18 protein-coding genes are annotated in these 24,112 nt (G+C 69.3%); 2 read left to right on the top strand and 16 right to left on the bottom strand.

Annotated elements, in window-relative coordinates; genetic code table 11:
- Positions 1-305: 305 nt before the first annotated feature.
- The 5 genes from OG241_RS16240 to OG241_RS16220 form a co-directional block, all read right to left on the bottom strand.
- Positions 306-1,145 (bottom strand): helix-turn-helix transcriptional regulator, encoded by an 840-nt coding sequence (locus OG241_RS16240; RefSeq protein WP_405816111.1) that lies wholly within the window; start codon positions 1,143-1,145, stop codon positions 306-308.
- A 346-nt stretch (positions 1,146-1,491) separates the two neighbouring features.
- A complete protein-coding gene (locus OG241_RS16235) occupies positions 1,492-2,241 on the bottom strand; it encodes an SDR family oxidoreductase (RefSeq protein WP_405816110.1) in 750 nt (249 codons plus the stop codon).
- A 510-nt stretch (positions 2,242-2,751) separates the two neighbouring features.
- Entirely contained in the window at positions 2,752-3,726 is a 975-nt protein-coding gene (locus OG241_RS16230) for an Lrp/AsnC family transcriptional regulator (protein WP_405816108.1), read from the bottom strand.
- 201 nt (positions 3,727-3,927) lie between these two features.
- Entirely contained in the window at positions 3,928-5,565 is a 1,638-nt protein-coding gene (locus tag OG241_RS16225) for an MFS transporter (protein WP_405816106.1), read from the bottom strand.
- A 383-nt stretch (positions 5,566-5,948) separates the two neighbouring features.
- Positions 5,949-7,109, bottom strand: a complete 1,161-nt coding sequence (locus OG241_RS16220; protein ID WP_319291044.1) for an XdhC/CoxI family protein — start codon at positions 7,107-7,109, stop codon at positions 5,949-5,951.
- A 166-nt stretch (positions 7,110-7,275) separates the two neighbouring features.
- Between OG241_RS16220 and OG241_RS16215 the strand changes: the two genes are divergently transcribed.
- Complete coding sequence (locus OG241_RS16215; RefSeq protein ID WP_319291042.1) at positions 7,276-7,629, top strand: hypothetical protein; 354 nt, start codon at positions 7,276-7,278, stop codon at positions 7,627-7,629.
- Positions 7,630-7,670: 41 nt separating this feature from the next.
- On the opposite strand, the gene OG241_RS16210 is transcribed toward OG241_RS16215, so the two are convergent.
- The 9 genes from OG241_RS16210 to OG241_RS16170 all read right to left on the bottom strand — a co-directional run bounded on the left by OG241_RS16210 (position 7,671) and on the right by OG241_RS16170 (position 18,641).
- Complete coding sequence (locus OG241_RS16210; RefSeq protein ID WP_319291039.1) at positions 7,671-8,684, bottom strand: amidohydrolase family protein; 1,014 nt, start codon at positions 8,682-8,684, stop codon at positions 7,671-7,673.
- A gap of 46 nt (positions 8,685-8,730) precedes the next feature.
- Complete coding sequence (locus OG241_RS16205; protein ID WP_405816104.1) at positions 8,731-10,905, bottom strand: xanthine dehydrogenase family protein molybdopterin-binding subunit; 2,175 nt, start codon at positions 10,903-10,905, stop codon at positions 8,731-8,733.
- Complete coding sequence (locus tag OG241_RS16200; protein WP_405816102.1) at positions 10,902-11,903, bottom strand: FAD binding domain-containing protein; 1,002 nt, start codon at positions 11,901-11,903, stop codon at positions 10,902-10,904. Before OG241_RS16200 ends, OG241_RS16205 begins: the two co-directional genes overlap by 4 nt.
- Positions 11,904-11,906: 3 nt before the next feature.
- Entirely contained in the window at positions 11,907-12,425 is a 519-nt protein-coding gene (locus OG241_RS16195; RefSeq protein WP_319291033.1) for a (2Fe-2S)-binding protein, read from the bottom strand.
- A 445-nt stretch (positions 12,426-12,870) separates the two neighbouring features.
- On the bottom strand, positions 12,871-13,560 hold the full coding sequence (locus OG241_RS16190; protein ID WP_319291031.1) for a TetR/AcrR family transcriptional regulator: 690 nt from the start codon (positions 13,558-13,560) through the stop codon (positions 12,871-12,873).
- Between the two features lie 143 nt (positions 13,561-13,703).
- Entirely contained in the window at positions 13,704-14,462 is a 759-nt protein-coding gene (locus OG241_RS16185) for an SDR family oxidoreductase (protein WP_405816101.1), read from the bottom strand.
- Positions 14,459-15,247: an enoyl-CoA hydratase/isomerase family protein gene (locus OG241_RS16180; protein WP_405816100.1), complete on the bottom strand. Its 789-nt coding sequence runs from the start codon at positions 15,245-15,247 to the stop codon at positions 14,459-14,461. The genes OG241_RS16185 and OG241_RS16180 overlap by 4 nt, the downstream gene beginning before the upstream one ends.
- The gene (locus OG241_RS16175; protein WP_405816099.1) at positions 15,244-16,887 is read right to left on the bottom strand and encodes an AMP-binding protein; all 1,644 of its coding nucleotides are present in this window, start codon (positions 16,885-16,887) and stop codon (positions 15,244-15,246) included. Before OG241_RS16175 ends, OG241_RS16180 begins: the two co-directional genes overlap by 4 nt.
- On the bottom strand, positions 16,884-18,641 hold the full coding sequence (locus OG241_RS16170) for a CocE/NonD family hydrolase (RefSeq protein ID WP_405816097.1): 1,758 nt from the start codon (positions 18,639-18,641) through the stop codon (positions 16,884-16,886). The genes OG241_RS16175 and OG241_RS16170 overlap by 4 nt, the downstream gene beginning before the upstream one ends.
- A gap of 1,088 nt (positions 18,642-19,729) precedes the next feature.
- On the opposite strand from OG241_RS16170, the gene OG241_RS16165 reads away from it, so the two are divergent.
- A complete protein-coding gene (locus OG241_RS16165; RefSeq protein ID WP_405816095.1) occupies positions 19,730-21,295 on the top strand; it encodes a long-chain-fatty-acid--CoA ligase in 1,566 nt (521 codons plus the stop codon).
- Positions 21,296-21,937: 642 nt separating this feature from the next.
- Here OG241_RS16165 and OG241_RS16160 read toward each other — a convergent pair.
- Together OG241_RS16160 and OG241_RS16155 are read right to left on the bottom strand one after the other, a co-directional pair.
- The gene (locus OG241_RS16160; RefSeq protein ID WP_405816093.1) at positions 21,938-22,288 is read right to left on the bottom strand and encodes a DoxX family protein; all 351 of its coding nucleotides are present in this window, start codon (positions 22,286-22,288) and stop codon (positions 21,938-21,940) included.
- A 294-nt stretch (positions 22,289-22,582) separates the two neighbouring features.
- Positions 22,583-24,100: a carboxylesterase/lipase family protein gene (locus OG241_RS16155; protein WP_405816091.1), complete on the bottom strand. Its 1,518-nt coding sequence runs from the start codon at positions 24,098-24,100 to the stop codon at positions 22,583-22,585.
- Between the last annotated feature and the right edge of the window lie 12 nt (positions 24,101-24,112).

Raw genomic sequence — 24,112 nt, 5'->3', positions numbered from 1 at the left:
CCCCGCTGTTCACCGGCGCTCATGCACCCTCCTGCCTGCCGTGATCCAGCGGTCGCATCCGGTCAAACCGGCGGCGCGACCACGGAGTTCGGACAGCCCAGGGGGCCTCTGTCTGGCAGCAGCGCGCAGGACAAGAGCCGTGCGGAAGTGGGTGCGCGGGGTGCCGCGCCGCCGGTCCCGACGACTTCCGGTGGCCTGGACCGTGACCCACGTGCATCACCAGTGCCCCTGACCGGATTCGGCACACAGGTCTCCACTTTGGTGGCCCCCAGCGCCGAGCCCGGCCCGTCCCCCGGCCCAGGACGTCAGGAAGTGAGCTGCTGGTGCCCTATGACGGAGAGCAGTTCGAGTTTGCTGTGGCTCTCCGTGCCGGGGCGAGTGGTCAGCACCACCAGAGTCTGGGCGCGGTTCTCGGTGAACAGGAGCTGGGCATCGACGTCGATGCGGCCGAGTTCGGGATGGAGGATGGTCTTGCAATCCTCGTAGCTCTGCGCGACCTCCTGAAGTTCCCACATGCGGACGAACTCGGGGCTGCGTTCCTGGAGTTCGGCGAGGATCCGGGCGGCCCGGGGAGTGTCGCTGCCGGCGGTCAGCGCGGCCCGCAGGCGAGCCACATGGGCGCGGCCGTGGTGTTCGTGGACCTCCTCGGGATACACCAGACGTTCGGCCGGGTCCATGAACCAGCGGTAGTAGCCGCTACTGGCCAGACCGGTGTGGCGCATCTGGTCGCCGAGCAGGGCGATGGCCAAGGGGTTCATCGCGAGGGTGTCGAGCAGGTCGGTCTGCACCAGGGTTGGGGAGTCGTCAAGGCGGTCCAGGACCCGCAGCAGCGTCGGGCTGACATGCTCCGAGCGATGGAAACGGGCTGGTGCATTGTGGCCGATGAGGACGAAGAGGTGGTCGCGCTCGTCCAGGGTCAGCCGCAGCGCCCGGGCCAGGGCGGTGGTGATCTGAACGGAGGGCTGCGGGGCCCGCTGCTGTTCCAGGCGGGCGTAGTAGTCGGTGGACATGCCGGCGAGCTGGGCGACCTCCTCGCGCCGCAGGCCCCGGGTACGCCTGCGCGGCCCCTCCACCAGCCCGACGTCACCCGGGCGCAGTGCCTCACGCCGGTGGCGCAGGAATTCCGCCAGTTCCTTCTTGTCCATGCCCACCATCCTCGCCGCATCCCGCCCGGCTATCCAGAGACCGCCGATCCATGGCTGAGCCCTCCCCTGCCCTCCCATCCGCGCGAAGCCGCCCACACGGCCGATGCGAGGGCGCGTGCAGCGAGACGACCCGATGGTCACCTGCCCCTGCGTGACCCGCTGGGAAATTCGCCGGCTGTCGGCGGTACGCCGCAGGCCGTCGGCATGGAAGACGGCCTGCGGCGACGGTCTCCGTCGAGAACACCTGACGCTTTGCCCGGGCCTCGTCGCCCGGCCTGGCCGATACGACGAGGTTCCTCGTGTGACGGCGCTCGCGTGCTGTTGTTCCGCGGCTGCCGCAGGTCGGTCAGCTGCCGCTGATCATGGCGAGGACGTCGTCGTAGGTGCCGGTGGCCACCGCGTCGCGGATGAACCTGGCGGGCTCGACGACGATCTCCTTCGCGTCGGGCGTCTCGCGCAGCAGGTCGAGGGCCTGGGTGAGGAAGTCGTCCAACGGCATGGAATGTTCGTTGTCCTGCTGGCCCATCAGGGTCGTGCGCACGCCCGGCGGGACCACCTCGATCACCTGGACGCCGGCGTCGGCACCGGCGAGCTGGATGCGCAGGCTCTCGGAGAAGGAGTGCAGCGCGGCCTTGGTCGCGCTGTAGGTCGGGGTGCTCGGGAACGGAACGAACGCCAGCGCCGAGGTGACATTCACGACGACCGCGTCGTCCTTGCCCGCGAGCAGGGGCAGGAAGGCGTACGTCATCCGGATCGTGCCGAGCAGATTGGTCGCGACGTGATCCTCGGCGACCGTGAGTCCTGCCGGGTCGAGGAGGTTCTCCCGCAGCATGATGCCCGCGTTGTTGACCAGGACGTTCAACCCCGGGTGGCTCGCCGCCACGGTCTCACGGGCCCGGGCGATCGAGTCGGGATCGGCGACGTCGAGGACGAGCGCGTCGATGCCCGGGTGCTCGGCGGTGATCTCGTCGAGGAGTTCCTTGCGGCGGCCGGCGACGATCACCTTGTTGCCGGCCTCGTGCAGGCGCAGGGCCAGACCGAGGCCGATGCCCGAGGTGCCGCCGGTGATCAGGATCGTGTTGCCAGTCATCTTCATGGGGGTCTTGCTCCTTCGGTACGGCGAGCCGCTGAGCGCCCGCAGCCTCGACCGTAGGGGCGCCCGCGCAGGGGCGGGAGAGGACGGTTTATCCATGGATCGGCGGTCTCTGGCTGGGCCGGAGAAGACGCCAGAGCCGGTCAGCGCCTCCAGACCGGGCGCAGGGAGCCGCCGGTAGGAAACCCCGGTGGCCGGGATCACAGCCTGTGCGGTAACGGCGGATCCGTCGTTGAACCGCAGCACCCGCGCGGGACCCGGACGGGTGCAGCGCCCGCGAGCTTCTGCGGCAGCGCTGCGCCCGCTTGACGCTGGTGGTCGCCGATGAGAATGCGGTCGTGAGTCTTCTGGACAGCAACGCGCGCTGCCGGGCCGGCTGCCCTGTACCCCGACTCGGCGAGACGAAGAGTTAACGAGCGCGTCCGTCGACGGTGCAGCACCAGCCACGGGTCGCTCCGTCGGTCCGTACGCAAGGGTCCATGCGATCTCAGTCGCCTGGTGGCCGTTCGGCGGTCAGCGGCTCGGCTCGTAGGTGAGTTGCTTGACATGCCGCAGGGTCAGGGCTGTTTCCACGGCTTGCACGCCGTCGAGGCCGCCGATCTTCTCGCTCAGGTATGTGTAGAGCTCGCTCGTGCTTGAGGTGGCGACGGTGGCGAGGAGGTTGGCCTGGCCGGTGGTGGCGCCGGCGAAGCGGACCTCGTGGTGTTCTGCCAGTTTCCGTCCGGCGGCGTCGAGTGCGGAGGGGGCGACGCTGAGCCAGAGCATCGCGCTGATGCCGTGTCCGAGGGATTCGCGGTCATGCTGCACTTTGAAGTAGAGGATGCCCGTGGAGCGCAGACGCTCCAGGCGTCGCTTGACAGCGGACTCCGACTGGCCGGTGCTGGTCTGCAGCTCGCTGAAGGTCGCCCGGCCGTCGCGCCGCAGCACGGCGAGCAGCGCCTCGTCCGCTCCTTCGAGAGCGATGGGGGCGGCTATCGGCTCGCTGTACGGGAGACGCAGTGCCGCCTCCTGGCCGGGTTCGAGTGCTTGAGTCTTGTCGAGCCAGCCGAGGGGACCGCCGTAGAAGGTGTGCAGCAGGCAGTGGGCGCTGACCGAAATGACCTGAGGCGTGCGTTGCAGGCGGTCGAAGAGCAGTTCGTCGCGGGCCTGTCGGCTGCGGGGTTCCATGGCACACAGCACTTCGGTGCCGCCGGAGATGAGATCGACGTGCGAGGTGTCGGGGCGCCGGGCCAGCGCGTTGGCGAGTTGTTCGGCCACGTCGGGAGTGCAGCGCAGCCGGACGATCCAGCTCTGGCGGCCCAGCAGGCTCTCGTCGGTCATGCCGACGATCCTGAGTCCGGCGGTGGTGCGCAGTTTGCGGAAGCGGCGGGCGACGGTCTGGTCGGACACTCCGAGGATCTCGGCGATACGGCTGAACGGTGCCCGCCCGTCCACCTGGAGCGCGTGCAGCAGCTTCAGATCGAGCGCGTCGGGCGAAGGGGACTGCATCGATGGCTCCTGTTTCGAGCGGGTGATGTTCACGTCATGTCGTACGACAGCGCTGTGTGGCCTGGGACCGGGAGGGTCCGGTCCCAGGCCACTGAGCGGCGCCGTGCCCGTCCCCACGGACGGCGCCTGTACCGGCTCGGCGGCTGTCCGCTCCTGAGCCGTGCCGGTACGTCTGGTGTCACCTCGGTGCGGGGCCGACGCTCAGGAGGGGCGGCTGCCGGTGGCCGGCAGCGTCCCAGCGTCGGCGGTGGGCAGGTCGGGGCTGCGAGGCCCTTGGACGGAGGCCGCCGGGCTTGCGGCCGGTGGGGCCGACTGCTGCGGCCTGCGCAGCAGGACGAATCCCACGGCGGCTGCCAGCAGGGTCAGGACGGCCGCGACGACCAGACAGAGATGAAGACCGTCGATGAACGCCTGCGACAGGGCGCCGAGGACACGCGGGGTGTCCGCGCCCAGGGGAAGCCGGCCGACCGCACTCAGTCCGTCGGCGTCCGCGGCCTCGGTGACGCGCCGGACCGTCGCCCCGCCCAGCCCCGCGTCGGTGAGGTGTCCGGGCAGCGCGTCCACGGCCCGAGAGGACAGCAGCGCGCCAAGGACAGCGGGGCCGAGGGCGGCGCCGAGCTGACGGAAGGCGTTGTTGGCGGCAGCGGCCATACCGGCCTGGTGGAACGGCACTGAACTGACGGCGGTGGCGGTCATCGGGGTCAGGACGAAGGACACGCCCAGGCCGAGCAGGGCCAGCCGCCAGGCCAGTGAACCGAACGAGGTGTCGGCGCCGATCGTGGTCAGCGACAGCAGCGCGACCGCCGCGACCAGCAGGCCGCCGGGAATCAGCACCCGAGGAGACACGCGGTGCACCAGGCGCCCCATGGGGACACCGAGGACCAGCGGAACTATGCACACCATCAGCAGCCGCCAGGCCGATTCGAGGGTGCTGAGCTGCTGGACCATGCCGAAGTAGAGGCTGAGGGCGAAGAAGAACCCGATGAGCCCGAGGAAGCTGATCATGGCGATCAGCGCGGTAGCGGTGAAGGAGGGGCTGCGGAACAGTGTCAGGTCCAGCATCGGGCTGGAGCTGTGCCGCTCCACCAGCACGAAAGCGACCGATGCGACAACGGCAATGAACAGGGCAAGCATCACCTTGGTGTCGGTGAAGGAGTTGGCGCCGCCCTCGATGATCCCGTAGACCAGAGCGGTGATCGCCAGCGCGGAGGTGAGCTGGCCGGGCCAGTCCAGTCGGCGCGTGCCTGGGGCACGGGAGTCGGTGAGCAGCTTCGTCGAGACGACCAGCGCGAGCAGCGAGGCGGGGACGGGCAGCGCGTAGAGCCAGCGCCACGCGAAGTGGTCGAGGATCACGCCCGCGATGACGGGGCCGAATGCGAGGGCGGCTATCAGGGAGGTCGCCCACACGCCGATGAACCTCCCGCGCTCGCGCGGGTCGGGAACGGCGTGGCTGATCAGGGCCAGGGTCGTGGGCAACAACGCGGCCGCACCCAGACCGGCGAAGACCTGCCCGGCCCAGACGACCTCGACCGACTGGGCGCACAGCGCGATCAGGGCACCCAGACCGCTGAAGGCCAGGCCCGCCTGGAACACCTTCTTACGGCCATGTACGTCACCGAAGACGCCCGCGGTGAGGATGAGCGCGGCCATGGGCAGCACGAACGCGACGCTCACCCAGGACAGCTGCGAGGTCGATGTGTCCAGTGCCCGCTGAATGGCGGGCAGGCTCGCCGAGACGGTGGTCACCGGCAGATAGGCGACGAACACGCCGACGCAGGCCATGACGAGTGTGGGCACCCGCCGGTCCTGCGGCGCGTTCGCCGTGGTCGTGACGTTCACGAAAGACTCTCTCCCTCAAGCGCCGGGCGCTGTGATCGGCCGGCTTCCGCCGCAACGTTCCGGCTTGCCGGGGAGCCGAGGCCAGCCACGGCCGCCGGATCCCGGAAATCCGACATCCGGGCCTTCGGTCCGGAGGAAGTCCGACCCTGCAACGAACCTCCGGACAACAGCTCCCTCCGCTGCACTGCGAAGACGGCGCCGACCAGCGGTGCCCGACGGGAGTGAGCAGTCGCATCACCCGGCCTGCCCCAAGGTCTGACGGAGTGGCGGGTGCAGTCGTCCCGGCCGCGCTGGCATTCGGGCCCGGGGACGGCGCCGGCAAAGGCAAAGGTCGTCATGATCACTCCTAATGGGGGAGGGGCCGTCCCGGAGGGCGCGCCAGGTCACGGCGTCAGTAGCGGGTTGAGTGCACGACGCTCGTCGACTGCCTGGTGACCCGGCCGATGGATCGGGCCCGTGCCCAGGGTCAGGGACAGGCCAGTGCCCTGGTTGGCGTGGGCGATGATCTCCGCGGTGATGGAGATCGCCGTCTCCTCAGGCGTGCGCGCGCTGAGGTCGAGGCCGATCGGGGAGCGCAGCCGAGCCAGTCGGTCCTGCGCGACGCCCGCCTCGCGCAGGAGACGCAAGCGTTCGTCGTGCGTCCGACGGGATCCCATCGCGCCCACGTAGGCGACGGGCAGATCGAGTGCCTGCCGCAGCAGGGGGATGTCGAACTTGGCGTCGTGGGTGAGGACGCAGACGGCGGTCCTCTCGTCCACCTCGGTGCGTTCCAGATAGCGGTGGGGCCAGTCGACGACGACTTCGTCCGCGTGCGGGAAGCGGGCGGGGGTGGCGAAGACGGGGCGGGCGTCGCACACGGTGACCCGGTATCCGAGGAAGCGGCCGGCCTGGCTGAGTGCGCTGGCGAAGTCGACCGCGCCGAAGATCAGCATGCGGGGGCGGGTCGCGGCCACGTGGACGAGGACGGACAGCCGGTCGGGGCAGGTGTCCGCGTCCCCGCCGAGCGAGACGAGCGCGGTGCGTCCCGCCCGCAGCTGGGCTGTGGCCCGGTCCGCCACCGCCTGACCCGTCGGCCCTGCGGCCAGCGACCCGTCGGCGGTCCAGTTGTCACCGAGAACGCTCAGGGTGGCGCCGATGAGTGCGTCGGGCCCGTCGACGACCTGGGCCACGGCGGCGGGTCGGCCCCCGGCAACCTCGGCGAGGGCCGCGCCGAGATGCGGCCGGGTCGCGGGGTCGAAGCGCTGGACGAGGACGTCGAGTTCGCCGCCGCAGGTCAGGCCGACGGCGAAGGCATCGTCGTCGGAGTAGCCGAACCAGGCGCGCCGGGGTGGACCCTGGTCGTGGAGGACCTGTCGGCACAGTTCGTAGACGGATCCCTCGACGCAGCCACCGGAGATGCTGCCGACCGCGTTGCCGTCCTCATCCACCGCGACCGACGTACCGACGGGCAGGGGCGCGCTGCCGGTGACGTCGACGACGGTGGCCAGGGCGAAGGGGCGTGCCTCGCGGCACCAGCGGTGCAGTGTGTCCGCGATGTTCAGCATGGGTCGTTCTCCGGGTTCGCCGTGGGGAGGGAGGGGAGGGTTGCCGCCACGCGGGGACGCTGAGCGCATACGCGGGGCGAACCTGGTAGGTCCGGCGGTCGGACGGGGACCGACGACTGGCAAGGCCGGTGGCATTGAAGACCGCCTGGGGGACGCGGCCTGCGCCGTGCAGAACCACACCCGTTCAAGCCCCGGATGCGCATTTCTGGTGATCCCGGTCGGCCTACATCACGTGCTCGATCCGGATGGGCAGCTGGTTCTGTCGCTGTCCGGTGGCGTGGAAGACCCCGTTCGCGACAGCGGCTGCCGCGCCGATCATCGTGACTTCGCCGAGGCCCTTCACCCCGATGTCGTTGAGGAGCAGGTCGGGCTCGTCGATGAAGTCGAAGTCGATCTCCTGGATGTCGGCGTTGACCGCGACGGGATACTCCTGCAGCGTGGTGTTGAGGAATCCGCCGAAGCGCCCGTCGACCTCGCTCGACTCCCGGAGCGCCTGGCTGATGCCCCGAGAGCAGGCTAGTGCCCTCCAAAGTCCTTGAGAGTGTGAGAGAGCGCGAATGATCAGGCTCCTGACAAGCCAAGGAGCGCGTCGGCGTTGCCATGGGCGATCCGCGCCCGATCGGCGGGAGAAACCGGCAAGCTGTTGAGGAACGCCGTGGCCTCGTCATTGGGGCTGTACGGATAATCGACCGAGAAAAGGATGCGATCCGCACCGAAAGCGGTCAGGGCGGCAAGGAACGCGGATTGGTCGAAGAAACCACTGGTCGTGATCCATACCTGATCCAAGATGGTCTGCGATACGTCCCGCTTCAGCCCGATCGCCGTTCCCGGTCCGAACATCGCATCGACGCGCTGGAGCATCATCGGCAGCAGCTCGCCCATATGGCCGATGATCAGCTTCAGATCCGGATTTCGGTCGAGTGCACCCGACACGGCCAGGCGCAGAATGTGAAGCCCCGTTTCCGCATGCCAGCCGAAACCGGCATTGGACAAGATGAACGCGGTAAAGTCCGGCAGTCCCTGGAAATAGATGTCGCGCACCACACGTGGCGCGGGTCCGGGATGAATATAGAGGGGGGCGCCGATGGCCTCGGCACGCGACAGGATCGGAGCGAAGCGCGGGTGGTCGAGGAACAGTCCGTCGGTGGTCCCGTTGATCGAGGCGCCACGGAAGCCCAATCGGGTCACGCACCGTTCCAGTTCGTCCGCGGCCGCCTCGGGATCCTTCATGGGGAGGTGCGCGAACGCCGCGAACCGATCCGGTTGCCGTTCGGCGACCTGGGCCAGTCGGTCGTTATAGTCGCGCGCAAGGCTCACACCCTCCTCGCCGGCCAGCATCTCGGCGCCCGGGCCCACGGCCGACAGCACCTGCATGGTAATTCCGGCTTCGTCCATCGAGCCGATGCGTTCCTGCTGCGTATCGTCCAGGGCCCGGTCGAGCGCACTCGCCGCCTCGTCTGCATCAGAGGGCGCCCATCCGGCCGGGACCCATCCGGATGCAGCAACGTCCGCAGCGGAAATCCTCTGCGTCAGATCAGTGAAAAGGACATGTTCCTCTAGAGCAACGATGCGCATGATCTTGTTCTCCGTCCAATTGGAATGTGAGTGCGTCCCGGTCGGCCTACATCACGTGCTCGATCCGGATGGGCAGCTGGTTCTGTCGCTGTCCGGTGGCGTGGAAGACCGCGTTCGCGACAGCGGCTGCCGCGCCGATCATCGTGACTTCGCCGAGGCCCTTCACCCCGATGTCGTTGAGGAGCAGGTCGGGCTCGTCGATGAAGTCGAAGTCGATCTCCTGTATGTCGGCGTTGACCGCGACGGGGTACTCCTCCAGCGTGGTGTTGAGGAATCCGCCGAAGCGCCCGTCGACCTCGCTCGACTCCCGGAGCGCCTGGCTGATGCCCCAGACCACGCCTCCGCGGACCTGACTGGCCGCGGTGACCGGGCTGGCGACCCGGCCGCAGTCGGCCACGCAGAGCGCTCTGGGCACGCTGATGCGCCGTGTCGTGGCCTCGATGCGGACCTCGACGAAGTGAGCGGTCCAGCTGAAGGCGGTGAAGTCGGGGAAGACCGGACCCGCGGCGGAGAACAGGCCGGCCCGTGAACGGTCGAGCATCTCGGGGGGCTGGCCCGGTCCCACGGAGGTCACCTCCACCTCCGGCGACCCGCCTCCGGTGGCTCGAACCGCGGCTGCCACATCCACGGTCCCGGTGTCGCCCGTGCCGAGGTGCCTGCGCAGCTCGCGCAGTGCCTTGTGCACCGCGGGCAACGCGGTCGCGGTGCCCCACGCACCGGCGGTGAGATGCTGCGGCGCGAAGCGCGTGTCACCGACTTGTACGACGACGTCCTGCACGGGGACACCGAGGTCCTCCGCGACCAGGAGAGCGATGGCCGAGCGGATGCCCTGCCCCATCTCGTGGCCGTCGACACTGACGGTCACCCGGCCGTCGGCCGCCGCGGACATACGGGCCACGGCCGGAGCGACCAGCACCGGGTGGGCGCCGACAGCGACGCCCAGGCCCACGAACGATCCATCGGCGGCACGCATCGACCCCGGCCGCGGATCGCGTTTGCCCCATCCGAACCGTTCCGCACCCCGCGTCAGACACTGCGCCAGGTGGCGGGAGGAGAAGGGTAGACCGGTGACCGGGTCCGTGGCGGTGTCGTTGGCCAGCCGCAGCTCGACGGGGTCCTGGCCGGTGGCGTAGGCCAGTGCGTCGATGGCCGATTCGAACGCGAAGCTGGCCGGGCCCTCCATCGGAGCCCTCATGAATCCCGGCGTCTGGACATCAGTTTGAACCAGGCGCTGATGTCCCCCGAAGTGGGGTACGGCGTACAGCCTCGACGTCATCTCCGTGAACATGGCGGGGTACAGGTCGTGGCGGGACGTCTGGTGCTCCGCGTCGTGGAGGGCGGCCAGGAGCCGTCCCGACGGGTCGGCGCCGAGCCGGATGCGATGACGGCTGACCGGCCGGAAGCTGCCGGCGTGGAACGTCTGCGGGCGCGGAACGACCAGCTTGACCGGACGCATCAGCCGGCGTGCGGCGAGCGCCAGTGGTCCGATGTGCGGCTGCAGTGCGTTGCGGGATCCGAAGCCGCCCCCGATGTAGGGCGAGATGACTTCGACGTCGGCCGGATCGAGGTTCAGCTGCGTGGCGACTCCGTGGCGCAGTGCGCCGGCGTTCTGGGTGCCCTCGTGCACCACGAGCCTGTCGCCCTGCCATTCCACGACTGAGCTGATCAGTTCCATCGGGACCTGGTGCTGAGCGGGGTGCAGGTAGGTCTCGTCGATCTGTACCGGGCTCGCAGCGTACGCGCTCTCGGCGTCGCCCACCTTGACGTCGGGAAACCAGGGCAGGGCTTCTTCCTGGAGGACGGAGGTGGCGCCTTCGTCATCGAGTCCGACGGCGAACGGCTCGGTCTCGTAGCGTGCCCGGACGAGTTCCGCCGCCTCGGTGGCGGCGACCAGGGTGTCGGCGACGACCAACGCGATCGGCTGTCCCCGGTAGGCGACAACATCGCTGAGCAGCGGCTGCAGGCTCTGGAAGGCGAAGCCTCCGCCCATCAGGAATCCGGGGCCACGCAGTTCGTCCTCGTCGAACCGGGTCAGGACCAGACGGACACCGGGGACCGCCTCGGCCGCGGCGGTGTCGATGGCCACGGTGCGGCCCCTGCCGATCGTGGCCACGGCGAACATGGCGTACGCCAGGTCGGCCGGGACGCGGTCGGCACCGTAGCGTGCGCTGCCGGTGACCTTTTCGTGGGCGTCGACGCGGCGCAGGTCTGGGGTCTTCATCGGGCGGCTCGCTTCCCGGCGGTGAGCAGTGCGTCGGTGACGGTGCGGATGCCCAGCTCCACTCGGAACGCGCCGGTGCGAGGAGGGCGGGCCGCGGCGAAGGCGACTTCCCCCGCGCGGCGGGCGGTTTCCCTGGTGAGGTGTTCGCCGGTCAGTGAGCGTTCCGCTGCCGTCGCCCGCCAGGGGCGCGTGGCGACGCCTCCCAGACCGATCCGGCAGTCCGTGACCATTCCCTGTGCGTCCAGCGTCACGGCGGTGGCGGCCGAGGTGAGGGCGAAGGCGTAGGACTCCCGGTCACGGATCTTGTGATACGTGGAGCCACGACCGGCGTGTGTCGCGGGAACGCGGATCCGCAGGATCAACTCATCGGGAGCCAGGGTGTGTTCGAGCAGGGGGTTGTCTCCCGGTTCGACGTGCAGTTCGGCGAGGGGCAGCGTCCGCTCGCCTGCCGGGCCGACCACGTCGAGTTCGGCGTCGAACGCGATCAGGGCTACGGCCCAGTCGCCCGGGTAGGTGGCGATGCAGGTGTCGCTGGTGCCCAGCAGCGCGTGGGTACGGTCGAGTCCGTCGAGAGCCGCACAGCCGCTGCCGGGGTTCCTCTTGTTGCAGGGGAACTCCGCTCCGCCGCGGAAGTAGCCGCATCGCGTGCGTTGCAGCAGGTTCCCGCCGACCGTCGCCATGTTGCGCAGTTGCTGGGACGCCGCCCGCCACAGGGATTCCGACAGCGCCGGATAGTCGCGGCGTACGACGGGATGGTCAGCGACCTCGGCCATTTTCACTCCCGCACCGAACGACAGTTCGTCCTCACCCGTACTGATCTCGGTCAGCTCGGCGAGACGGTGAATGTCGATGACGGCCGGCGGCGCCTCGATGCCGAGCTTCATCAGGTCGTACAGGGTCGTGCCACCAGCCAGGATCCTCGTGCCCGGCTCGGCGGCGGCCAGGGCATCGACGGCCCCGGCGACGCTGTCGGGCACCACATAGGCGAAGGAGCGCACCGTCTACACCTCGCTCTGCTGGGCCTGGTCGGCCACCCGGCGGATGGCGGCGGTGATCCCGACATACGCGCCGCACCGGCACAGGTTGCCACTCATGTACTCACGGATGTCGCCGTCGGTCCCGGTGTGGCCTTCGGCCAGGCAAGCCAGGCCGGACATCACCTGCCCAGGTGTGCAGTAGCCGCACTGCAGGGCGTCGCAGTCGACGAACGCCTGCTGCAACGGGTGCAGCGTGCCGTCGGGAGCCGCGACGCCCTCGATGGTCATCACGTCCCGTCCCGCGACCTGGACCGCCGGAGTCAGACAGGAGACGACGCGACGGCCGTCGATGTGCACCGTGCAAGCGCCGCACTGCCCCTGATCGCACCCCTTCTTGGTTCCGGTCAGCACGAGACGCTCGCGCAGCACGTCAAGCAGAGACTCACGAGGATCCAGAGCGAGGCACACCTCCTCGCCGTTGACGGTGAAGGCCGTCTCGACAAGGCCAGTCGGCGGCCTCGTGGTCGTCGATGTCTTCTCCATAGGGGGCTCGCTCCTTCGTTGCGGCGGGCGGGTGAGCGCCTGCGGCCTCGACCGTAGAAGCGCCCGCGCAGGAGCGGGAGGGGAAGGTTTATCCATGGATCGGCGGTCTCTGCCTGGCGGAGAGGTCCCACTCAGCGGATCCGGTGTCGCTCGGCGTCGCGACATCCAAGGCCGGCCCTGGACGCGCCCACGCGGGCTTTCCCTCCTGAATCAGGGAACTGAACGGTCCAGCCGCTCTGGGGCCGAAGCCCGTCGGACAACCCGCACAGACGCACATCCGCCAGGCCGTTCCTGGTCGGCGTCGGTGAAGAGTCCCTCCACGGTCGACCGCCGCATGCCGGGCCGTCCGCGACGTGACAGCGCAACGTGCCGGCGATGCGCGTTCTGGATATGGGGGTGGTGCCTGGTCAGAGACGATTCGCGAGGTGCGCCCTTTGCCCGGGCCTTACCTCGGCGCCTGGACCGGGTCCTTGGGCGAGCGCACCGCTGTGGAAGGAGACTCGGATGTGCCCTGCTCCGAGCTGAGCCCGTCCAACAGGAGGTCACCGAGCTCGGAGAAGGCGTCGCCAGCGGTCAGGCCGGTCCTCTCCAGGAGGATCCCCGACTGGACCGCGTCGATGGTGACCGCTACGACCTGGGCGGCGAAATGGCCGTTGAGCGCGCGGAAAACGCCGGACTGCACGCCATCCTCGATCAGTTCGTGGACCCGGTGCGCCGCGGCGGCGGAGTTCTTGCGGTAGATCTGCGCCGTCGGCTCGTAGCCGACCATGTCGTCGTAGAAGGCGTGGGAATGCCGGCGCATGGCTGTGCCGACGCCGGTGAGGTAGACGCGGATGCGCTGCCTGGGGTCGGGCTCGGCCTGGACGGCCTGTTCGATCTCGGCTGTCGCATCCCGGAAGAAGGCGCGGGTGACCGCCAGGACCAACTGTTCCTTCGTGGAGGCGAGGCTGTACAGCGTCGCCTTCGAGCACTCCAGTCGCTGGGCGAGTTCATCCATGGTCACCGCGGTGAAGCCTTCGGTCAGGATGATCGCCTCGGCCTGGCGCAGCAGTTCGTCCCGCCGGCCTGTGTCGACGACCCGCCTGCGCGCCGTTCGGCGCGGGCGTCGGTCACGCGAGTCAGTTTGGGCCGTCACCGCAGCAGTCTCCCATGAGCATCTCCGCCTGGAGCGGCGGATGGCCGACCGGGCAGGAAGACTGACCTTAGCAAACGGGTACTGGCGTACCATCTAACGTACCGGCGTTGAGCCCTCTTGAGCCTCCAGCTCCGGGTTGGCCGTTACCGGATCGAGGATCCGATGGAGATGCCGCCGTCAACGTCGAGGACGATGCCGGTGATGTAGCCGGCGGCTTCGCTGGCGAGGAAGGCCGCGGCTTCGGCGATGTCCTCGGGCCTGCCGGTGTGGCGCATCGGGACCTTGCTCGTGAGCTTGTCTCGCGCCGGGCCGTTCATCGAGGCGAGCATCGGTGTCTCGATGAGGCCGGGAGCGATGGCGTTGGCGGTGATGCCGTGGCGGGCGCCCTCGAGTGCGAGAGTGCGGGTCATGCCGACGATGCCGGCCTTGGCGGCCACGTAGTTGGTCTGACCGAAGTTCCCGCGCCATGACATGGACGAGAAGCTGACGATACGTCCGTAACCCTGGCGTTTCATGGGGCCGAACGCGGCGCGGGCGCAGTGGAAGCCGCCGGTGAGGCTGACGCCGATGACCGCGTGCCAGTCGTCGTCGGTGATGTCCTCGACGCGGTTGTCACGGATGATGCCGGCGTTGTTGACCAGCACGTCGAGGCGGCCGAGAGCGTCGGTGACGCCGGTGATCCAGGCGTTGACCTGGGCGGAGTCGGTCACGTCCACCACGTCGGTGCGAAGGTTCGCGTGGTGGGCGTCGGTGATGGTCTCGGCGGCCTCGGTGAGCGCCTGTTCGTTGACGTCGGCCAGCGCGACGGCGGCGCCCTCGGCGGCGAACCGGGTCGCCATCGCGAGGCCGAGACCTTGTGCGGCGCCGGTGATGGCGACGACCCGTCCCTGGTAGCGATTCACTTGTTATCTGCTTTCGTTGTGTGGGGAGCGAGGAAGGCCCGCAGGGCGTCGGCCACGGAGCTGGCCTGCCAGTTGTCGGCGAAGGTGGCCAGTTCCTCGCGCAGTGCCTGCTCGGGGGCGAGGCCGTCGATCCGGTGCAGCAGCGTCTTGAACCGTTGCTGGGCTGGGCTGTGGCGGTCGGCCAACTGGTGGCAGACGCGGGTGGCGGTGGCGTCGAGGTCGGCCTCGGGCACGATCGCGTGGATCCAGCCGGTGCCGGCGAAGGCGGTCGCGGGCAGCAGTTCGCCGGTGAGCAGGAGCCAGCGCGACAGTCCGCGTCCGACCGCACCGGGCAGCCGGACGCTGGAACCGCCGGCCGGTACCAGGCGCCGGTTGAGGTGGCCGTCACCGATGAGCGTGGTGTCGGCGGCGACGACGACATCGCAGGCAAGCGCGAGTTCGAGGCCCCCGGCGACGGCGTGACCGTGCAGCACGGCGACCCATGGTTTCGAGCTGGCCGCGATACGGCTGAAGCAGGCCGACACGTCGGTCAGGAAGCCGACCGGGTTCTGGCCCTGCTCGTGCAGCTGGAGGAACTGGTGGAAGTCCCCGCCGGCGCAGAAGCTCGGCCCGTTGCCCGCCACGGCGATGACCGCAGTGTCGGGGTCGGCCTCGGCGCTGGTGATCTGCTTGTCCAGGGCCTCGATCAGGGTGATGTCGAGGGCGTTGCGCCGTTCGGGGCGGTTGAGCCGCAGCCACCTGACGGTGCCGCGTTGCTCGACGATGAGGGGGTCTGTGTCGGTCACTGTGCCTCTCGGCTGGAAAGTTCGGTGCGGCGGCGGTTGCGCAGCTGGTAGCGCTGGGTCTTGCCGCTGGGTGTCTTGGGCAGGGCGTCGATGAAGTGGATGGTGCGCGGGTAGGCGTGGGCGGCGTAGCGGGTCTTGACCAGCAGCTGGAGTTCGGTGGCCAGTTCCGGCGAGGCGTCGCTTCCGTCACGCAGGACGACGTAGGCCTCGATGACCTCGCCGCGGACGTCGTCCGGTGCGCCGATGACACTGCACTCGGCGACGGCGGGGTGCTGGGCGAGGACGCTCTCGATCTCGAACGGGCCGATCCGGTAGCCGGCCATGATGATGACGTCGTCGTCGCGGGAGGAGAAGAAGAAGTCGCCGTCGGCGTCGATGCGCCCGGCGTCGCCCGTGAGGTACCAGCGGCCGTCGGCGGTGAACTTGGCATCGCTCTGCCCGGGGATCTGGTAGCCGCTGAAGGTCATCAGGGGGCTTTCGGCGACGTCGATCGCGACCCGGCCGAGCACGCCCGGTTCGACGGGCTCGTCCTTCTCGTCGGCCAGAACGGTGAGGCTCCAGCCGGGCACCGGCCGGCCCATCGATCCCGCCTTGAGGGGACGGGCGAGTTCGGGATGGTGGTGGTTGGCCAGGGGCATGCCGACCTCGGTCTGGCCGAAGTGGTCGTGCACGGCCAGGCCGAGCGTGGCGCCCGCCCACTCGTTGACCTCGGGAGTCAGGGGCTCACCCGCGCTGGACATCCGCTCAAGGCGCAGGCGCTGAGGCACCGGCACCGACGAGGAGCGCAGTCCGCGGTACACGGTGGGGGCGGCGCTGAAGTCGGTGACCTGGTGGTCGACCAGGGTGCGCCAGGTCGCCTCCGGGGAGAACCCGCCGGACAGCAGCAGACTGGGGATCCCGGCGGCCAGGGGAGCGACGACGGCCGCGTACAGCCCGTAGGCCCAGCCGGGGTCGGCGGCGCACCAGTACCTGCTGTCCCGGGTGACGCCCAGGCCGTACTCCAGGTAGACCTGCCATCCGGCGATGTAGGAGACGGGGTGGACGACCCCCTTGGGCTTGCCGGTGGTGCCGGAGGTGAACATGTGCACCAGGGGTCCGTCCCCGCTGGTGGTGACGGCGGGCACCGGCTCGGGTGAGGCGGCCGCGATGAGGGCGGCGAGCGAGACGTCACCGCGCTGCGTGCCGGTTCCGGTGACGACGACACGGCGTTGAGGGTCGTCCGGCATGTCGGGACCCGGGTCGAGCTTGTGGCGCTGGTCCGGGTCGACGACCACGACGTGCGCTCCCGCACCCTCCAGACGCAGGGCGATGGCCTGAGGCGCGAACGCGGTGAACAGCGGGACATAGACCGCGCCCAGCCGCCAGATCGCCAGGATGACGGTGACCAGGTCGGTGCTCTTGCCCATCAGGGTCGCCACCCGGTCACCCGGCCCGACGCCGAGTTCCTGCAGCGCCCGCGCACAGCGGTGCGAGTCCGCGGCGAGAGCACCGAAGGTCAACGTCGAAGCCCTGCCGTCGCAGTCGACCACGGTGAACGCGACGTTCTCCGGGGCGTGCCGGTCGCACAGCAGCCAGGCCACGTTCAGGGAGGGAGCCGTGAAGGTCGCGGTGAGTTCGGCGACCCGGTCGGTGGCGCTCACTGCTGGTCCTCGCGGTCGGGCCGGTCGATGACGGGCAGAACCAGGCGGCTGGGGTGCTGCGGCCCGTGGTGGATGTGGTTGACCGCGGGAATCATCTGCCCCTCGCTCTCGCGGGCGATGACGCCGCCGGTGTTGGTGTTGCGGTCGTAGCGGGGGAAGTTGCTGCTGGAGACGTCCAGGCGGATGCGGTGACCGGCAAGGAACACGTTGGAGGTGGCGGTCATGTCCACGGTGATCTCGTAGACCGTGCCGGGCTCCATCAGTTCTTCCGTGGCGAGGCCGTCCCGGTAGCGGGTGCGCAGGATCCCGTCGCACAGGTTGATCGCCTTGCCGTCGGGGAAGACGTCGACGAGCTTGGCGGTGAAGTCGGTGTCCACCGCGGACGAGGACACGAAGAGCTTCACGCTGACGGGACCGGTGACCTCGACGGGCTCCTCGAGCACCGGGCCTGTGAAGCACAGGACGTCTTCGCGGTCGGCGACGGTCCGCTGGTCGACCGGGCCGCCGAAACCGGGCGTCATCGGGAGGCACGCTCCGCCGGCTGTGGGGACCGGGCGGCGCGGGTCGTAGAGGTAGGTCTCGTGGCCGGCGTCGGCCGGGGGCTCGGTCGTCAGCGCGCCGTCGCCGTCGGCTGTGTTGGCGTGGCCGGTGCTGGTGAGGTGGAGGTCGGTCCACCTCGTGTCGGGCAGCGGCCACTCCTGCTCGTCGCGCCACTGGTCGATGCCCATGACGAAGATCTTCACCGGGGCCACGTCGTCCAGAGCGGTGGTGTCGCCGCGGAGCCAGCGGTCGAAGAACTTCACATGCAGGCCGGTCAGGCCCAGCATCTGGGCACTGGCCAGCGGACCGAAGGAGCGGTCGGGGTAGATGCCAGTCGTGGAGATGTGGTCCCACGGACCGATGATCAGCCGTTGCCCCTCACGGGCTTGCTCACTGCCTGCCTTCTGGCGGGCGGTGGTGTAGGTGCGCACGGTCTGCCCGATGTACAGGTCGTACCAGCCGCCGATGTTCAGCGCCGGAACGGTGACGTTCTTGAGTTCGGGCGTGAGCTCCATGGCGTCCCAGTACCCGTCGTGAGAGGGGTGGGCCATCCAGTCGTCCCACCACTTGCCGTACGCCGCGAGGACCGGAACCTCCGCCGTCGGCAGCACCTCGTTGAGAGGCTCCGGGAACAGGAACGCCTGGCCGAGCTGCTGCACCTGGGACACGGAGCCCTCGCCGGCCGCCAGGGACCGCTGTGCGTCGGCCGCGTACATCATGGCGTTCCACCACGTGACCAGGCTCAGTGAGAGCGCACCGCCCGGGCCGTACCAGGGCGCCTCGTAGTTGTCGATCGAGGTGAAGGCCGGGGCGATCGCCTTGAGTCCGGGGGCGCCGGTGACGGCGGTCTCCCACTGGACCATGCCCAGGTAGGAGGCCCCGTACATGCCCACCGTGCCGTCCGACCACGGCTGGTCGGTGATCCAGGCGACGGTGTCCTCGCCGTCGTTCCGGTCGGCCATGTGAGGAACGAACTCGCCTTCCGAGCGGTGGGTGCCGCGGCAGTCCTGCACCACCACCGCGTAGCCCGCCTCCAGCAAGGCCATGAGGTCGGGCATGACCCCGCCCAGGGTGATGCCGAGCCCGTCTTTGCCGTACGGCATGCGCACCAGCAGCGTCGGAGCCTCCCCCTGGGCCGGATGCCACACGTTGGCGGCGAGAGCTACGCCGTCACGCATCGGAACCTGAACATCTATGTCGTATAGGTGCTGCATCGGCGCTCCTCATTGAGCTGGTTACGGCGACTCGGGTGGTGGGTACGTTAGGAGGTACGTTCGTACCCTGTCAATTACCGGAGGGAGCCTCTTGGTGTCTCTCCCGCCTGCGCTGGCGGACAGTTCGCCCACGACGGGAACCCGTCGACGGCCCCAAGGTCCGCGAGGCGCGTCGATGCATAGCGCCTTGCGCGAGCTCCTCATTACGCTGCGGTCAAAGGGCGGCTTCCGAATGGCAGGTGAGGTGGCATCTGGCGCAAGCCGAGGCCCCTGGAGGCGACGTCCCGGGTGGGTGTCGATCTCCTTGTCCGCTGGACCTCCGCGAGCCTGACCTCACTCTTCGGGTGGTGAAGCCAGATGGTGAAACGCGGCGACGACACGGGGTGTCGTTCGCCGCGCTTGTGCGCTCGTCGTGAGGGCGGTGCGCGAAACCGTCCACGGCGACCACCCCCCGAGGAGTCTCCGTCCGACTCTGATCGGCCGCCGACCCTGTAGCCCCGTGTGCACGTCGAGCAGTCTCCGGCCGTGGGCGTTGACAGGCGGCGCGGGGACGTTGACTGGAACGCTTTGGATGTCTATCGTAATGTAAAGCGAGGTCGACGCTCGGCCCCTGCTCAGCCGCCAGACCAAAAGTGAGATCCACGCATGACCACGCAGAACAAGGGCGCCGTGGTCACTGACGCGTCCGTCGGCTTGGATACCGCCTACGCGCAGCGGCTTGCCGGCCGGGCTACGACCTGACCCAGCCGGACGGGAACACTGCGTTGCTGCCCCTGTTCTGCGGTGCGTTCAGCTTCGACCGCATCGCCCCTGCTTCTGGTTTCCACGCAGCCGTGCTGGCCTGGTTCGTCCAGCCTCCCCCGGCGACGCAGGTCCCGCCCTGCGGGGAACCTTCCGTCCGGTGATGGTCATCCCGGTGCGCAGAGGAGGAGCGGACTGCCCATCGGTCTGCAGGCATGGGCACGAGCGGGGGTGATCTCACCACCATCGACTTCGCCGCGCTGCCGGGCCGGGAAGCCGACGGCTTCGTGCCGCCTCCGGGCTTCGTCCAGACGTGACCTACCACCTCGAGAAGCAGGAGAACGACGATGCACAGCCCGACCCGCAACTTGTCCCGCGTACTGGCGGATTCCGCGTCCCGGTACCCGGAGCGCACCGCGATCGTCTTCGGTGACGACCGCATCACGTACAGAGCTCTCGACGCCGCGGCCAACCGGGTCGCGAACCTGCTCGTCTCGCGCGGCATCCAGCCGGGTGACAAGGTCGCACTGTCCTGCCCCAACCTGCCTCACTTCACGACCGTCTACTTCGGCATCCTCAAGGCCGGGGCCGCGGTCGTGCCGCTGAACGTGCTGTTGAAGGCCCGCGAGGTCGCCTACCACCTCACCGACTCCGATGCGAAGGCGTACTTCGCCTTCGAGGGCACGGCGGAACTGCCGATCGGGCAGACCGCGTGGGAGGGATTCCAGGCCACCGAGGGCTGCAGCGAGTTCTTCCTGATCGAGGGCGGCGGCGCGTCGTGGGCCGGGAACGGCACGCCGCAGTCGTACGCCTCGGTCGTCACCGAACAGCCGGTGACGTTCCGGACGGTCGAGCGCGACGAGGACGACACCGCGGTGGTCCTCTACACCTCCGGCACGACCGGCCGGCCCAAGGGCGCGGAGCTGCGTCACCGCAACGTGTACGACAACGCACTCGCCGGCGTCGACCTGTTCGCCGCGGATCCCGAGCGTCCCGACACGTACCTGTGCGCGTTGCCGCTGTTCCACGCCTTCGGCCAGACGGTGATCCAGAACGGCGCCCTCGCCTTCGGCGGCACGATCGTGATGCAGCCGAGGTTCGAGGCGCCGACGGCCCTGCGGCTCATGCTCGCTCACGACGTGACCTTCTTCGCGGGGGTCCCGACGATGTACTGGGGCCTTCTCGCCGCCCTCGACGAGACGGTTGACGTCGCCCGGCTGGCGGCGACCCTTCGCGTGGCGGTGGCCGGTGGCGCAGCCCTGCCCGCCGAGATCCACAAGCAGGTCAAGGACCGCTTCGGCGTCACGATCCTCGAGGGCTACGGGCTGTCCGAGACCTCGCCGATCGCCTCCTTCTCCCGGTTCGGGGAGGAGCCCCGCGTCGGGTCGATCGGCGTGCCGATCCCGGGTGTGGAGATGAAGCTGATCCGCGACGACTGGTCCGAGGTCGCGGGCGGCCCCGAGGAGATCGGGGAGATCGTGATCAAGGGGCACAACGTCATGAAGGGCTACTACAAGCGGTCCGAGGAGACGGCCGAGGCGATTCAGGAGGGCTGGTTCCGCTCCGGCGACCTCGCCCGCAGGGACGAGGACGGCTTCTACTACATCGTCGACCGGTCCAAGGACATGATCATCCGGGGTGGCTTCAACGTCTACCCGCGCGAGGTCGAGGACGTGCTCATGGAGCACCCCGCCGTCTCGCTGGTCGCCGTCATCGGCGTGCCGCACGCATCCCACGGCCAGGAGATCAAGGCCGTCGTGGTGAAGAAGGCCGGGAGTGCCACGACCGAGGATGAGCTCGCCGCCTGGGCGAAGGAGCAGCTCGCCGCGTACAAGTACCCGCGTGTCGTCCAGTTCGTCGACGAGCTGCCCCTGACGCCCACCGGCAAGATCCTCAAACGCGGACTCGCCTGACTCCCTGGACGTTGTCGCATCCGGGCCGATGATCCGACCCCGGCCAACGGTCACGTGCTGCCGAAGCTGATCATGAAGTCCGCGTTGAGCGAGGCACTCGCCGGCAAGCGCAATGCCGCGGACCGCAGTCGGGAAGCAACACCGTCGGGACAGGTCTCGACCCGGCCCCGGATCATGTCCGGTCCCGCGCGGCCTGAGCGATCTGAGAGCGGCGGAGTACGCGGCACTCAGGTCGGTGGTATCAGCGCGATCCTTCAGCAGGCACTGTCGACGATGCCGATCCTGAAGGGTCAAACAGTCCAGCGGTCTTGAAGCGACCGGGAGCACAACTGGAGGAGATCGGCCAGAGAGTGTCAGAGCGCGCCAGGTTTTCGGCCAGGCCGCCGACGCTTGTGCCGATCAGCTCCCCGAAGTTGATGGTCGGCCACCTGATCGGCACTGCTGGTGCCCCTACCCGGACTGCACGCTGTAGCCGCCCGCACGTCCGAGGCTGTCCGGGGCGGCTGGCGTGGGCGGGTCCGAGACATTGCCGACGCCAGCCGTCCCGGAGCGACTTGCCTCCAGCCCGGGCGCTGGAGGCAAGAGTCCGGCAGTTCCTGCGCCGAGTGATGGTGAGCTGGTCTGATCGCGATAGTGGAGCACTCAGGCCGTCGCGAAACCCAGCACCAGCGGCGCAACGGCAACGAGCATGATGGTGGCCGGGATGCCGATTCCCTTAGTGTCGCCTCCACGGATGTGCGTGATCACGGCGCCCAGGAAGTACAGGACGACACCGATCGCCGCCGCGATGCCCAACGGTCGGTAGACGATGCCGGCGAGCAGTCCCAGAGCTCCCGCGATCTTGACCAGGCCAAGGGGCAGGAACCAGCTGTCGGGCACCCCGATCGCCTTGAGCCCCTCTGTGATCTTCGGGTCGCGGGTGATGTCGGGAACGGCAGAGAGGACCAGCACCAGGGACAGCACGACAGCGGCGACGACATAGGCGATGTACACGGAGAACTCCGGAGGGATTAGGGGGACCGTCGTTCGGTCCAGGAGTACAGGGCGGCGAGTGATGAGCCGCGGTCATGTGACTGCCTCGCGTCCGCGGCACTGTTGTGGGCATCGCCGAGGTGATACTGGTGATGCCGAGTGGGAGCAGCCGCAGCCGTTCCCACCGGTTCAGAAACGGGCGTTGCGGCGGCGGTATCACCGGCAAGGCGAAAGGCCCCCGCGCCGGAACCTTGGCGGAGCGTCGCCGGCGGAAGGGCGGAGCTGACCCGGCTTCGACCTCGCGTCGGCGGATGGTCAGGCCGGGCGCAGCGGAAGGGCGTTGAAGGCGTGGTCTGCCCAGATGCGGCGGGTGGTTTCGGCCGGGTAGGGCGTGACGCGGGGTTCGGTGTCGATGAGCTGGGTGAGGCGCTGTTCGGTGTCGTGCACGGGCCAACCGGGGGTGCCGGTGGTGGCGAAGGCCGTCCACGCGGAGCGCATCCACTGGGACAGGGCCACTGCGTCGGCGGGTGGCTGCTCACCGATCAAGAGGGCGCTGAGGCCTGCGCTCAGGTTGCCGAAGACCAGCCCGACGTCCAGCCCGTGGCAGGCGCCGAACCCGCCGCCCATGGCCGGGGCCGGCCAGTTCAGCCGGTAGAGGTAGGGCCGGCCGCCGGCGGTGGCGTGCGCTTCGGCCAGGTGCAGGCTGGGCATGTCGAACAGCCAGTCGGAGTAGATCCGCTCGAACAGCTCACCGGCCGCGTAGCCGCGTGCCGGGTACGCCGCCTCCACCTCGGGTGACGGCGCGAGTCCGCGCAGGACGGTGGTCGCCTGCTCGTCGGTGATCTGTCCGAGCTGTCCGGCCTGGGCGATGAACAGCCGGTACTCCTCGCGGTTGTGACCGACGACCAGGTCGATGTCGCGCGCCGAGCCGGCGGCGATCGCCTGCCATGGGTCGGTCGGCAGGATCTCCCCGTCGAAGACCGGCGAGAAGGGAGTCACGGTGTGCGCCACCGGCCCCCACCGGTCCTCGTACTGGGCCATCTTCGCGGCCACCGCATCGCCCGCCGCGGCCAACGCGGTCGGCTCGATGGAGGAGAGGTCGGCCAGTGTCGGACGTAGCCCGAGTTCGGCGGCGCACGCGACGGCGATGTCGTCGGCCAGTTCCGGGGAGAAGAAGGTGCCCGGCACGCTCTGCGCGATCGCCCGCCTGAACAGTCCGGCAGCCCGGGGCATTGCCATCAGCGCCGCGATCGAGCCGGCCCCGGCGGACTCGCCGAAGACCGTCACCCGGCCCGGATCGCCGCCGAATGAGGCGATGTTGTCGCGTACCCACTCCAGCGCGGCGACCTGGTCGAGCAGCCCCCGGTTGGCCGGCGCACCCTTGATCTGCGCGAAACCCTCCATACCCACGCGGTAGTTGAGTGTCACGACCACCACGTCCTGCGCGGCCAGCGCGGCCCCGTCGTAGTCGGGCTGACCCGTGTGGCCGGCCATATAGGCACCGCCGTAGATCCACACCATGACCGGCAGGGCCGCTGTGGGTCCATCGCCGTAGGCGGGGGACCAGACGTTGACCGTCAGCCACTCGTTCTCCCCTCCGCCCTCCCAGGGCGGGATGGGCCCGAATGCCGAGGACTGCGGGGGCGGAGGCCCGTAGGCAGCGGCCTCGCGCACCCCGTCCCACGTCAGCGCGGGCTGGGGCGCCGCGAAACGATGTTCGCCGACTGGTGGCTGGGCGAAGGGTATGCCGCGGAAGACGGCGAGCCCCTCCTCGCTGCAGCCACGCACGGTCCCGCCGCTGACGTGGACCTCGGGGCGGCTGGTGATGCTCATGGAAGGCTCCTC

It is taken from the genome of Streptomyces sp. NBC_01390, assembly GCF_045040105.1.
Classification (GTDB): Bacteria; Actinomycetota; Actinomycetes; order Streptomycetales; family Streptomycetaceae; genus Streptomyces.
Note: the sequence above shows the minus strand (reverse complement) of the source record. Positions and strands in the feature narration are given on the sequence as shown.